At 52.2% G+C, this 12,715-nt stretch carries 9 protein-coding genes; 4 read left to right on the forward strand and 5 right to left on the reverse strand.

The features are described 5' to 3' along the window. Positions 1-27: 27 nt before the first annotated feature. On the reverse strand, positions 28-1,557 hold the full coding sequence (locus DBY95_RS00340) for a helicase HerA-like domain-containing protein (RefSeq protein WP_107722986.1): 1,530 nt from the start codon (positions 1,555-1,557) through the stop codon (positions 28-30). Positions 1,558-1,798: 241 nt separating this feature from the next. Here DBY95_RS00340 and DBY95_RS00345 point away from each other — a divergent pair, with 241 nt between their 5' ends. Both DBY95_RS00345 and murI read left to right on the forward strand, forming a co-directional pair. Beyond that, entirely contained in the window at positions 1,799-3,028 is a 1,230-nt protein-coding gene (locus DBY95_RS00345) for a multidrug effflux MFS transporter (protein ID WP_107722987.1), read from the forward strand. A gap of 60 nt (positions 3,029-3,088) precedes the next feature. Next, positions 3,089-3,898: a glutamate racemase gene (gene murI / locus DBY95_RS00350; RefSeq protein ID WP_049331752.1), complete on the forward strand. Its 810-nt coding sequence runs from the start codon at positions 3,089-3,091 to the stop codon at positions 3,896-3,898. 70 nt (positions 3,899-3,968) lie between these two features. Here murI and pgmB read toward each other — a convergent pair whose 3' ends face one another. The 3 genes from pgmB to DBY95_RS00365 form a co-directional block, all read right to left on the reverse strand. After that, positions 3,969-4,634, reverse strand: a complete 666-nt coding sequence (gene pgmB, locus DBY95_RS00355) for a beta-phosphoglucomutase (protein ID WP_070461995.1) — start codon at positions 4,632-4,634, stop codon at positions 3,969-3,971. A gap of 12 nt (positions 4,635-4,646) precedes the next feature. Next, complete coding sequence (locus DBY95_RS00360; protein ID WP_107722988.1) at positions 4,647-6,905, reverse strand: glycoside hydrolase family 65 protein; 2,259 nt, start codon at positions 6,903-6,905, stop codon at positions 4,647-4,649. A gap of 73 nt (positions 6,906-6,978) precedes the next feature. Further along, a complete protein-coding gene (locus DBY95_RS00365) occupies positions 6,979-8,331 on the reverse strand; it encodes an SLC45 family MFS transporter (RefSeq protein WP_070588154.1) in 1,353 nt (450 codons plus the stop codon). A 340-nt stretch (positions 8,332-8,671) separates the two neighbouring features. Between DBY95_RS00365 and ettA the strand changes: the two genes are divergently transcribed. Further along, positions 8,672-10,348, forward strand: coding sequence for an energy-dependent translational throttle protein EttA (gene ettA / locus DBY95_RS00370; RefSeq protein WP_025458263.1), 1,677 nt, complete (start codon positions 8,672-8,674; stop codon positions 10,346-10,348). A 206-nt stretch (positions 10,349-10,554) separates the two neighbouring features. Here the strand turns inward: ettA and DBY95_RS00375 are convergent, their stop codons facing one another. After that, positions 10,555-11,190: a TetR family transcriptional regulator gene (locus DBY95_RS00375; protein ID WP_003776435.1), complete on the reverse strand. Its 636-nt coding sequence runs from the start codon at positions 11,188-11,190 to the stop codon at positions 10,555-10,557. A 236-nt stretch (positions 11,191-11,426) separates the two neighbouring features. Here DBY95_RS00375 and DBY95_RS00380 point away from each other — a divergent pair, with 236 nt between their 5' ends. Then, the gene (locus DBY95_RS00380; protein WP_107722989.1) at positions 11,427-12,704 is read left to right on the forward strand and encodes an efflux RND transporter periplasmic adaptor subunit; all 1,278 of its coding nucleotides are present in this window, start codon (positions 11,427-11,429) and stop codon (positions 12,702-12,704) included. Positions 12,705-12,715 lie beyond the last annotated feature (11 nt).

A 12,715-nucleotide genomic window follows, 5' to 3' on the forward strand; every position in this document is an offset into this window, starting at 1 on the left:
AGACGGCCTTTTATGTTTGCAGGCTGATTATTTAAACATATTTTTAATAATGCCCATTACGCTGCGAGAAATGGCGTTGGTAACTTGGCGGTTGATTTGGCTGCCGATGGCGTCGGCAACGTTGTAGCCCAAACCTTGGCCGGATTTTTTACGTCCGCCGCTCAAGCCGCCGATCAGTCCGCCGAGAATGCCGGGATCGGCATTGGCAGCTTCTTTTTCTGCGGTTTTTTGTGCTTTTTCCTGCTCTTTTGCCGCAGCAGCTGCTTCTTTCTCAGCGGCTGCTTGGCTGTCTGCTTCTGTCAGTGCTTCAAAAGCGGAGTAGTTGTCCACCATGTCTTTGTAGGTTGGATACAAATCGTCTTTTTGGAACAGGCGGTTGCGCTCTTCTGCGGCAAGCGGGGTCAAGGAAGATTGCGGCGGCAGGATGAGGGCGCGTTCTACCGGCTCGGGCATACCTTTTTCATCAAGGAAGGAAACGAGGGCTTCGCCGACGCCGAGTTCGGCAATCGCTTCGGCAACTTTGATGTTGGGGTTGCTACGGAAGGTTTCGGCAGCGGCTTTGACTGCTTTTTGGTCGCGCGGTGTAAAGGCACGCAGGGCGTGTTGTACGCGGTTACCCAGTTGGCCGAGAATGGTATCGGGCAAGTCGAGCGGGTTTTGGGTAACAAAATATACGCCCACGCCTTTGGAACGGATCAGGCGCACGACTTGTTCGATTTGTTCGACCAACGCATTGGCGGCATTGTCGAACATTAAATGTGCTTCGTCGAAGAACATCACGAATTTTGGTTTGTCCAAGTCGCCGACTTCGGGCAGGGTTTCAAACAACTCTGCCAGCATCCACAGCAAAAACGCGCTGTACATACGCGGCGAGCGCATCAGTTTTTCGGAATTAAGGATGTTGATGATGCCTTTGCCGTTGTCGGTTTGCATCCAGTCTTGCAGATTGAGGGAAGGTTCGCCGAAGAATTTTTCTGCACCTTCGTTTTCCAAAGTCAGCAGTTGGCGTTGAATCGCGCCGATACTGGCGGCAGAAACGTTGCCGTATTGCGTGCGGTATTCCGAAGCATGGTCGGAAACGTGTTTCAACATGCTGCGCAGGTCTTTCAAGTCCAGAATGTGCCAGCCTCTGTCATCAGCAACTTTGAACACGAGGTTGAGCAGACCTTCTTGCGTGTCGTTCAGATTCATCAGGCGCGCCAAAAGCATAGGGCCCATTTCTGAAACGGTTACGCGTACGGGAATACCGGTTTCGCCGTAAACATCCCAAAAGCGCACGGGGAAATTTTGCAGCCATTGTTCGCCCAAACCAAACTCGGCGATGCGTTCGCCCACTTTGCCGCTGTTTGCACCGGCCTGCGCGATGCCCGACAAATCGCCTTTGACATCGACCAAGAATACAGGGACGCCTTCGCTGCTGAAGGCTTCCGCCATGCGGCGCAGGGTAACGGTTTTACCCGTACCGGTCGCGCCGGCGATCAAGCCGTGGCGGTTGGCCATTTTGCCTTGGATTTCGAGCGTTTTCCCGTCGGCACGCGCAATTTGAAATGTAGTCATGATTATTCCTTAGAATCCGTGATGTGAAACAATTTGTTGTCTTAAAAAACAAGCATTTTAACGTTTGCGGCGAGGGGATTCAACCAAGCAAAGTTTCAGACGGCCTTAAGTTTTGCAAAGGTTTTTTTGCAGTGATTGGACAAGGTTGAAATCTGCTATAATTCCATCCAATCCGCAACCGTCTGACAAGGCGGTTGTTTTCTTTGTTTTTTGAATATTCTTTACGAAAGCGAAAGTCGGAATGACTGCACAACAAGCCCCTTTGGGCGAAAAAACCATGGCCGTGCTGATGGCGATGTTGGTCGCGCTGATGCCGTTTTCTGTCGATGCCTATCTGCCTGCGATTCCCGAAATGGCGAAGTCGCTGGGTTCGGACATTCACCGCATCGAGCAAAGCCTGAGCTTTTTTATGTTTGGTGTGGCGTTTGGTCAGGTGGTCGGCGGTTCGATTTCGGATATTAAAGGCCGCAAACCTGTCGCCTTGGTGGGCTTGAGCATTTACTTCGCCGCCGTTATCGGTTTGACGATGGTGAATAATGTCGAGCAGCTGCTGAACTTGCGTGCCGTGCAGGCGTTTGGCGCGGGGATGACCGTGGTGATTTCCGGCGCGATGGTGCGTGATTATTATTCCGGACGCAAAGCCGCGCAGATGTTTGCCTTAATCGGCATCATTCTGATGATTGTGCCGCTGATGGCACCGATGATTGGTGCAGGCTTGCAGAATTTGGGCGGCTGGCGCATGATTTTCGGCTTTCTGGCCTGCTATTCGCTGCTGCTTTGGGGTTTGATGTGGTATTTCCTGCCCAAGCCGCATCAAAAAGGCAAAATCAGCATGGACGTGTTCGGTGTGGTGGCAGGCAGGTTTAAACGCGTTTTGAGAACGCGTGCCGCGATGGGCTATTTGTTTTTTCAAGCTTTCAGTTTTGGTTCGATGTTTGCCTTTTTGACCGAATCGTCGTTTGTGTACCAACACCTGTATCATGTTTCACCAAACCAATATGCTTGGATATTTGCGCTCAATATCATTACCATGATGTCGTTTAACCGCGTTACCGCATGGCGTTTGAAAACCGGTACGCATCCGCAAAACATCCTCAAATGGGGCATTATCGTCCAATTTGCCGCCAATCTGCTGATGACGGTTTTGATATTGTCGCTGTCTCTGCCGCCTTTGTGGGCTTTGGTGCTGTGCGTGATGTTTTCAGTCGGTACGCAAGGTTTGGTCGGAGCGAACACTCAGGCCTGTTTTATGAGCTATTTCAGTGCAGAGGGCGGCAGTGCAAATGCCGTTTTAGGCGTGTTCCAATCCCTTATCGGCGCATCGGTCGGCATGGCAACGACTTGGCTGCACAATGGTTCCGCCTTGGTGATGGCCGGTATGATGTTGAGCTCGACCGTGTGCGGTATCGTGCTGTTGTGGATTTGCTCGCATCAGGCTTGGATGGAAAACGATAAAAAAGAATATGTTTAACCTTCAGGCCGTCTGAAAACGGTTTCAGACGGCCTCAACACTATATTGAAGAAATTAACCATGAGTACCAGCAAACAACGCCCCATCGGCGTATTCGATTCCGGCGTCGGCGGCTTGACCAACGTCCGCGCCCTGATGGAACGCCTGCCGATGGAAAACATCATCTATTTCGGCGATACCGCACGCGTTCCCTACGGCACCAAATCCCGCGCTACCATCGAAACTTTCGCCATGCAGATTGTCGATTTCCTGCTGGAAAACGATGTCAAAGCACTCGTCATCGCGTGCAACACCATCGCCGCCGTTGCCGGACAAAAAATCCGCCAAAAAGCAGGCAATATGCCCGTATTGGACGTTATCTCAGCCGGTGCGGAAGCCGCTTTGCAAACCACCAAAAACAACCGAATCGGCATTATCGCGACCAATACCACCGTCAACAGCAATGCCTACGCGCGCGCTATCCATTCGAAAAACAACGACACGCTGGTGCGCACACAAGCCGCGCCCCTGCTTGTGCCATTGGTAGAAGAGGGCTGGCTCGATCACGAAGTCACCCGCCTGACCGTGCGTGAATACCTGAAGCCGCTCTTGGCCGACGACATCGACACGCTGGTGTTGGGTTGTACCCATTTCCCACTGCTCAAACCGCTTATCGGCCGCGAAGCGCAAAACGTCACCTTGGTCGATTCCGCCATCACCACCGCCGAAGCCACCGCCAAAGCCTTAGCGCAAGCAGGTTTGCTGAATACAGAAAACGACAACCCGGATTACCGCTTCTACGTCAGCGACATCCCACTGCGTTTCCGCACCATAGGCGAACGCTTTTTGGGTAGAAGTATGGAACAGATTGAGATGGTAACATTGGGTTGATGGGTGATATTAAAGGCCGTCTGAAAACCTGATTCAGGTTTTCAGACGGCCTTTTTACTTCCTTAGAATTTTATCTGCCCGACTGTTCCCACACGTTTTGCAAGTAGGCGTAGGTCAGCTCGGCGGTGCCGGAGACCAGCTCGATGTCGCTGCCCAAGTCTTCGGCTTTGCCCACGCCGATGGGCAAGGCACCGGCGGCTTTGATGGCGGCGATGCCGGCGGCGGCGTCTTCGATACCGATGCAGTGGCGGATGTCCGTGCCCACGCCCTCGGCTGCGGCGAGGAAGATGTCGGGGGCGGGTTTGGAATGCGCGACGGCGGCAGGGTCGGCAATGGCGTCGAAGAAGTGGGTCAGTCCCATGCGTTCTAGCAGGAAGGGGCCGTTTTTACTGGCGGACGCGAGGGCGATTTTTTTGCCGTTTACTTTCAATGCTTCCAGCAGGGGCAAAATGCCGGGATACACGTCTTCGGGTTTGACTGCCTGAATCATCTCGACGTAGTTGTTGTTTTTACGGCGGGTCAGTTCGGCGAACTCGGCTTCGCTGACGGTTTTGCCGCCGTGTGCGAGGATGCGTTTGAGCGAATCGTCGCGCGACACGCCTTTGAGCTGCTCGTTAAACTTGCGGTCAATACTGATGCCCAGTTCTTCGGCGAGCTTTTTCCATGCGCGGTAGTGGTATTCGGCGGTGTCGGTGATGACGCCGTCGAGGTCAAAGAGCACTGCGGTAAAAGTCATTTTGCGCCCTCCTTATTTTTCCAATGCAACGGTGTGGCTGCCGTTGAGCGTGATGTCTTTGCCGTACACCTGCAAATCGAGCGGTTCGCCTTTGAGTAGGGTGAAGACGACGTTTTCTTTACCGACGGCGACTTTAATCAGACGGCCGCGGTAGTTGATGTGGAAGGCGTAGCCTGTCCACGCATTCGGCAGGAACGGTGCGAAGCTGAGTTTGCCGCCCCAAGTTTTCATTTGGGCGAAACCTTGGACGATGGCGAGCCACGAGCCGGTCATGGAGGTGATGTGCAGGCCATCTTCGGTGTCGTTGTTGTAGTTGTCCAAGTCCAGACGGGCGGTGCGCTGGTACATTTCCACGGCTTTTTCTTCTTTGCCCAGTTCGGCGGCGAGAATAGCGTGGATACAAGGCGACAACGAGCTTTCATGCACGGTCATCGGTTCGTAGAAGTCGAAGTTGCGGCGTTTTTCGTCCATGTTGAAACGGTCGCCGAAGAAGTAGATGCCTTGCAAGACGTCCGCCTGTTTGATGAAGGGCGAACGCAGGATTTTGTCCCACGACCATTTCTGGTTGAGCGGCAAATCGTCGGGTGAAAGCGCGGACACGGGGCGGATGTCTTTGTCGAGGAAGCCGTCGTGCTGCACGAATACGCCGAGTTCTCCGTCATGCGGACGGTACATATTCGCGCTGATGTCCGCCCATTTTTCCAACTCGGCGGCGCTCACGTTCAAATCCGGACGCGGGTATTTCGCCAGGGCTTCACGGGTGTAATCCAATACCCATGCGGCGAGGGTATTGGTGTACCAGTTGTTGTTGATGTTGTTTTCGTATTCGTTCGGGCCGGTTACGCCGTGAATCATGTATTTGCCGTTGCGTTTGGAGAAGTGGACACGGTCCGCCCAGAAGCGGGACACTTCGACCAAGACTTCCAAGCCTTCTTTGGCAAGATAGCTTTCATCGCCGGTGTAGTTGGTGTAGTTGTAGATGGCGTAAGGAATTGCGCCGTTGCGGTGGATTTCCTCGAAGGTGATTTCCCATTCGTTGTGGCACTCGATGCCCGTAAACGTTACCATCGGATAGAGCGCGCCCGCCAAGCCCTGTTCGCGCGCGTTGTGCTGCGCATGCGGCAGTTGGTTGCGGCGGTATTGCAGCAGGTTGCGGGTAACTTCGGGTTCCGCTAGTGCGAGGTAGAGCGGCACGGCGTAGGCTTCGGTGTCCCAATAGGTCGCGCCGCCGTATTTTTCGCCGGTAAAGCCTTTCGGACCGATGTTCAGGCGCGCGTCTTCGCCGTAGTAGGTGGAGAACAGTTGGAACAGGTTGAAACGGATGCCTTGCTGCGCTTCGTCGCTGCCTTCAATGACCACGTCGGCGATTTCCCAACGGTGCAGCCAGCCTACTTTGTGCGCGTCCAGCAAGGTTTCAAACGCAACGCCTGCGATTTTTTCCGACAAGGCGTGGCCGGCGGCTTTCACTGCTTCCAAGCCCTGATAATCGCGGCTGGTGGTAATAATCACACGTTTTTCAAAGGTTTCGGGCGTACCGCCGACTTCGGCTTCGAAAGAATTGGAGACCTGCCAGTCGGTTTGGCTGCCGCCGAGGGCTTTGAAGCTGCCGGCGAAGATTTGCTCGGCGTTGACGATGAATTGTTCCACGCCGAAGGGATTGGCAACGGTTTGGGTGGCAATGTAGGAGTGGTCGTCTGAAACGCCTTTGTCTAATACCTGCCAGAATTTTTCTTCGTAGTTGGAGTCTTCGTTTTTCACGTCGGCATCGATGATGGAATCGATGCGGACTTGGTGGGTTTTGCCGTCAACGGATACGGCTTCCCAGCGGATGAGCGCCAGCTCTTTTTGCGCGACGGACAGGAATTTGCACACATTGAAACGCACGCCGAATACGGTGAACGAGCGGCGCAATACGCCGTGCTGCATATCGAGTTCGACGGAGAAGCCGGCAACGTCGTTTTTCGCCAAGTCCACCTCTTGTCCATCAACAAAGATTTTGACTTTGCTGAAATTGAGCGCGTTGATGGCTTTGCCGAAATATTTTGGGTAACCGTTTTTCCACCAGCCGACGCGGGTTTTGTCGGGGAACCACACGCCGGCGATGTAGGTACCCAAGTGGCTGTCGGAGGAGTAGGTTTCTTCAAAGTTGCCGCGCATACCCATATAGCCGTTGCCCAAGCTGGTCAGGCTCTCTTGCAGCCGTTTGTGTTCTTTTTCCAGTTTTGCCGAACGCAGCGTCCAAGGGCTGATTTCCATGATTCTTGTGTACATCGTAAAGCTCCTGTTATTAAAATTGTAAGTTCGGCAAAGGTTTCAGACGGCCTTTGCCGATGGTATGGATGGATTATTCGCCGTGGGTCTCTTTAATCAGACATACTGAGAAGGCTCCCAGCAGCAAGACTGCGCCTGCAACCAAGAACATGGTTGCCTGATGGCTGCCCAGCATAGGGAAGAGGATAAAGCTCAGCAGCGAAGCGACGATTTGAGGCATACAGATAGAGCCGTTAAACAGGCCTAAATAAGTACCCATGTGTTTGCCTGAGAGGGCATTGGTCACAATCGTCAAAGGATAGGTAATGATACCGGCCCACGCAATACCGATTAAGGTATAAGACAACACTAGCGCGTATTGATTGCTGATGAAGAAAACGGAGAAGAAACCAAGTGCACCCAAAGCCAAGCAACCGAAATAACCGGCTTTATGGTATTTATTCGGTACTTTTGCCAGAATAAACGAGCAGATAACGGCAGCAATGGATTGTACCGCCGCCAAAACGCCGTACCAGTTGCCTGCTTCTTGGTAGCCCACGGAGGAGGCATCGGTTGTCTGCCAAACGTTTTCTGCAATCGCGCCTGCCGAGTAAGTCCACATATATTGGAAAGCGAACCAGCAGAAGAATTGCACTAAAGTGACCGTCCAAAACGCTTTAGGTGCAGTTTTTAAGAGTTCGAACCAGTTGGCTTTTTCCTGATTCGCGGCGACATCGATGCCGTGGTAGCGGGCGTAGGTTTCCGGATCATACTCTTTGACTTTGAAGATGGTGAACGCACTGGTAATAATCAGTAAGGCTGCGCCCACATAGAATGCTACGACCACGGTCTGCGGCACGACGCCTTTTTCGGCCGTGTTCGCCAAACCGATATACGCAAACACAAACGGCAGAATCGCCGCCACAACCGCGCCCGTATTCGCTAAGAAACTTTGAATCCCGTAGGCGTAGCTTTTCTGCTCCTCGTTGACCATGTCGCCGACCATCATTTTAAACGGCTGCATTGCCATATTGGAGGATACGTCCAACAGCGCAATCATCAGCGCGCCAAACGACAAAGCCGCCAAAGAAGCGTAGCCAAAACCGAAGCTGCCCGAGTTCGGCATCAGAATCATCACGATGACCGCAATCAGTGTGCCGTAAAGCAGATAGGGCAGACGACGACCGCCCAGGCGCGGCATCCAAGTGCGGTCTGAGTAGTAGCCCACAATCGGCTGAACCAACATACCGGCTAGCGGCGGCAGAATGAAAAACCAGCCCAAATTATGCGGGTCGGCGCCTAAAGTTTGAAAAATTCGGCTCATTTGTGAGCTTTGCAGGGTAAAGGCCGTCTGAACGCCGAGATAGCCGAAGCTCAGCATCCAAATCGTACTTTTTGCCAGTGACGGCAAACCTTGTTTTGCTGTTTTTTGCGTATTTTCCGACATGAGGTAAATCCTTTTTTTAAAAAGTATTTTTATTGAGAAATCTGAAAGGTTCCTTGGTGTGGTGTTCTCTGTCGTTATTGTTTGTGTGCGTACTTTCAAGGATATAGGTGCATTTTATGAAGCGCGCCGGATATTGGCAATGCCAGTTCAAGGATAAACTGGCTTAAATCAAATTTTTTGCGGTTTGGCATTGATACCGTCGGGCAATGAGGGTATTGGTTCGGCTCGGTGTATATTTTGATGCTTATTTCTATTTTCAGACGGCATTTGAACAAGCAAGTATTGGGGCAATAGGTTAAAATGGGCCGTCTGAAATTTGTTTGACGGAAACGAGAAAACTATGTCCCAACAATACGTCTATTCTATGCTGCGCGTGAGCAAGGTTGTGCCGCCGCAAAAAACCATCATTAAAGATATTTCCCTTTCCTTCTTCCCCGGCGCGAAAATCGGTTTGCTCGGTTTGAACGGTGCGGGTAAATCTACTGTACTGCGGATTATGGCGGGCGTGGATAAGGAATTTGAGGGCGAAGCCGTGCCAATGGGCGGCATCAAAATCGGCTATCTGCCGCAAGAGCCTGAGCTTGATCCTGAGAAAACCGTGCGTGAGGAAGTGGAAAGCGGTTTGGGCGAAGTGGCTGCCGCACAAAAACGTTTGGAAGAAGTGTATGCCGAGTACGCCAATCCCGATGCGGATTTTGACGCGCTGGCAGAAGAGCAGGGCCGCTTGGAAGCGATTATTGCGGCGGGTTCGTCTACCGGCGGCGGTGCAGAGCATGAATTGGAAATCGCTGCCGACGCGCTGCGCCTGCCTGATTGGGATGCAAAAATCGGCAATTTGTCCGGCGGTGAAAAACGCCGTGTGGCTTTGTGCAAACTCTTGTTGAGCAAGCCCGATATGCTTTTGCTTGACGAGCCGACCAACCACTTGGACGCGGAATCTGTCGAATGGCTGGAGCAATTCTTGGTCCGCTTCCCCGGTACAGTCGTTGCCGTAACACACGACCGCTACTTCTTGGACAACGCCGCCGAATGGATTTTGGAACTTGACCGCGGACACGGCATTCCGTGGAAAGGCAATTACTCGTCTTGGCTGGAGCAGAAAGAAAAACGCTTGGAAAACGAGGCGAAATCCGAAGCTGCGCGCGTGAAAGCGATGAAGCAGGAGTTGGAATGGGTGCGCCAAAATGCCAAAGGCCGCCAAGCCAAGTCTAAAGCGCGTTTGGCGCGTTTTGAAGAAATGAGCAACTACGAATACCAAAAACGCAATGAAACGCAGGAAATCTTTATCCCTGTTGCCGAGCGTTTGGGTAATGAAGTGATTGAATTTGTGAACGTTTCCAAATCGTTCGGCGATAAAGTGCTGATTGACGATTTGAGCTTCAAAGTGCCTGCGGGCGCGATTGTCGGCATCATTGGTCCGAACGGCGCGGGTAAATCTACGCTGTTTAAAATGATTTCAGGCAAAGAGCAGCCCGATTCCGGCGAAGTGAAAATCGGGCAAACCGTGAAAATGAGCCTGATTGACCAAAGCCGCGAAGGTTTGCAAAACGACAAAACTGTGTTTGACAACATTGCCGAAGGTCGCGACATTTTGCAGGTCGGACAGTTTGAAATCCCCGCCCGCCAATATTTGGGTCGCTTCAACTTCAAAGGCAGCGACCAAAGCAAAATTGCGGGGCAGCTTTCCGGCGGCGAACGCGGACGTTTACACTTGGCAAAAACCTTGTTGAGCGGCGGCAATGTGTTGCTGCTGGACGAACCGTCCAACGACCTCGACGTAGAAACCCTGCGCGCGCTGGAAGACGCATTGCTGGAATTTGCCGGCAGCGTGATGGTGATTTCGCACGACCGCTGGTTCCTCGACCGCATCGCCACGCATATCTTGGCTTGCGAAGGCGATTCGAAATGGGTGTTCTTCGACGGCAACTATCAGGAATACGAAGCCGATAAGAAACGCCGTTTGGGTGAAGAGGGTGCGAAACCGAAACGGATTAAATATAAACCGGTAACGCGTTGATAGGAAAATGATAGGAAAATAAGAAGAAAACGTCGTCTGAAAACTTGAAAAATGGGTTTCAGACGACGTTTTTGTTAAGCAGGGATTGTTCGGACGTTGCTTGTCTATCGGGTTGATTCATAATATATAACGCCTGTTGAAACAAGGAATGGGTCGTCTGAAAACGTGTGGTGCTTGTTTTCAGACGACCTTTTGTGTACGGTCCGTTATTTTTGCTTACGCAGTTGCGGGTGGTTTTTCAGATTGTCCAAGAGGATGTCAATCATGCGCGGTGCGGTTTGGGCAAGATCGAAACTTTTGTCGGACGAGAGCCAACGCCAAATCAGACCGTCCAGCATCGATTTGATGAAGATAACCGCCATGTCGGTATCCAAATCTTCGGATAAGGCATGTTGGGCAATGGATTTGGTCAGGACTTCGGTAATTTTCTCGCGCCAAATCGCTTGATGTTTATCCGCAATGTCGATGACGGCAGCGTTCTGCTCGGTGTGTTCGCATTTTAAAAACAGAATGCTGTGGAATTTATAGTGGATGTCGTTGGTTTGCAGGCGCGTGAAAAAGTGCATCAAGGTGCGGCGGAAAAGCGACCATTCTTGTTCATCGCTATCGGCCGCGTCCTGATGCATACAGTTTTCGATGTCGTCGCAAATGCGCTGGAAGAGGGCGTCGAACAAGTCTTCTTTGTTTTTGAAATGCCAGTACAACGCGCCGCGCGTCACGCCGGCGGCCTGGGCGATTTCGTTGAGCGAAGTGCGCGCGATGCCTTTTTGGTAGAAGGTTTCCAGCGCGGCGAGCATGAGATGTTCTTTGGTTTTAAGGGCTTCGGTTTTGGTTTTCCGCATGATGCCTGTTTCAAGTTAAGTGGAATGTTGGGGATTATAAAAAATACTTTGTATCCATGCAATCATGTATGTATAATGGCACTCGTAATTGAGATTGGCTCTCAAGTATAAAATAAATTTTCAGACGACCTGCTCCGGATATTGAGGCAGGTTATTGTTGTTTCGGAACCAAAAATCGGCTCTGATGACAAAGTATAGGGTAAAACCTCATAACAATTATATAGATAGGAAAAGTAATGGCTTCTTATGCTTCTAAGGTGATGCGCATGGCGGCAATCGCTGCCGCTACTGCGTTGGCTCTTTCAGCGTGTAACAAAGGCACCGATGCGACGCAAGGTGCAAAAGATGGAAAAGGGCAGCAGGCAGCTGCACAAAAAGAAGCTCCGCCCCCTGTGGTCGGTGTCGTTACCGTCCATCCTGAAACCGTCGCGCTGACGACCGAGCTGCCGGGCCGTTTGGAGTCGCTGCGTACGGCGGATGTCCGCGCCCAAGTAGGCGGCATCATCCAAAAACGCCTGTTCCAAGAGGGCAGCTATGTCCGCGCCGGGCAGCCGCTTTACCAAATCGACAGCTCCACCTATGAAGCAAATCTGGAAAGCTCGCGCGCCCAGTTGGCAAGTGCGCAGGCGACCCTTGCCAAAGCCAATGCCGACTTGGCGCGTTACAAGCCGCTGGTTGCCGCCGATGCCATCAGTAAGCAGGATTACGATGCGGCGGTAACGGCGAAACGCTCTGCCGAAGCAAGCGTCAAAGCGGCTCAGGCGGCAATTAAATCTGCCGGTATCAATCTGAACAGGGCGCGTATTACCGCGCCGATTTCAGGTTTTATCGGTCAGTCTAAAGTATCCGAAGGTACGCTGTTGAACGCGGGTGATACGACCGTTCTGGCAACCATCCGCCAAACCAATCCTATGTATGTGAACATCACTCAATCTGCGACCGAAGTAATGAAGCTGCGCCAACAGGTTGCCGAGGGCAAATTGTCGGGCGTGGACGGCGCGATTGAAGTGGGCATCAAGTTCGACAACGGCGAAGTTTATCCGCATAAAGGCCGTTTGCTGTTCTCCGATCCGTCTGTTAACGAAACGACCGGTCAAATTACTTTGCGCGCTGCCATTCCTAATGACAGAAATATCTTGATGCCGGGCTTGTATGTGCGCGTATTGATGGAACAAGTTGCTGTGGATAATGCATTTGTAGTGCCGCAACAAGCAGTTACCCGCGGTTCGCAAGATACGGTGATGGTGGTGAATGACAAGAGCGAAATGGAAGCGCGTGTCGTGACCGTTGCCCAACAGCAAGGTAGCAATTGGGTGATTACAGACGGCCTGAAAGACGGCGACAAAGTGATTGTTGAAGGCATCAGCATTGCCGGTATGTCGGGTGCTAAAAAGGTAACGCCGAAAGAATGGACACCGCCTGCAAGCGCTGCGGCAGCAACACCGGCAGTTTCAGACGGCCAAGCTGCATCCGATGCCAAGCCTGAAGCTAAAGCTGCATCTGAAGCCAAATAAGGAACGCATGA

It is taken from the genome of Neisseria subflava (genome assembly GCF_003044935.1).
GTDB classification, from domain to species: domain Bacteria; phylum Pseudomonadota; class Gammaproteobacteria; order Burkholderiales; family Neisseriaceae; genus Neisseria; species Neisseria subflava_E.

Excerpts from the sequence above, each read along its gene's own strand:
- DBY95_RS00360 (WP_107722988.1), bottom strand. The coding sequence starts at position 6,905 with ATGTACACAAGAATCATGGAAATCAGCCCTTGGACGCTGCGTTCGGCA.
- DBY95_RS00345 (WP_107722987.1), top strand. The coding sequence starts at position 1,799 with ATGACTGCACAACAAGCCCCTTTGGGCGAAAAAACCATGGCCGTGCTG.
- DBY95_RS00340 (WP_107722986.1), bottom strand. The coding sequence starts at position 1,557 with ATGACTACATTTCAAATTGCGCGTGCCGACGGGAAAACGCTCGAAATC.
- DBY95_RS00365 (WP_070588154.1), bottom strand. The coding sequence starts at position 8,331 with ATGTCGGAAAATACGCAAAAAACAGCAAAACAAGGTTTGCCGTCACTG.
- murI (WP_049331752.1), top strand. The coding sequence starts at position 3,089 with ATGAGTACCAGCAAACAACGCCCCATCGGCGTATTCGATTCCGGCGTC.
- pgmB (WP_070461995.1), bottom strand. The coding sequence starts at position 4,634 with ATGACTTTTACCGCAGTGCTCTTTGACCTCGACGGCGTCATCACCGAC.
- DBY95_RS00375 (WP_003776435.1), bottom strand. The coding sequence starts at position 11,190 with ATGCGGAAAACCAAAACCGAAGCCCTTAAAACCAAAGAACATCTCATG.
- ettA (WP_025458263.1), top strand. The coding sequence starts at position 8,672 with ATGTCCCAACAATACGTCTATTCTATGCTGCGCGTGAGCAAGGTTGTG.
- DBY95_RS00380 (WP_107722989.1), top strand. The coding sequence starts at position 11,427 with ATGGCTTCTTATGCTTCTAAGGTGATGCGCATGGCGGCAATCGCTGCC.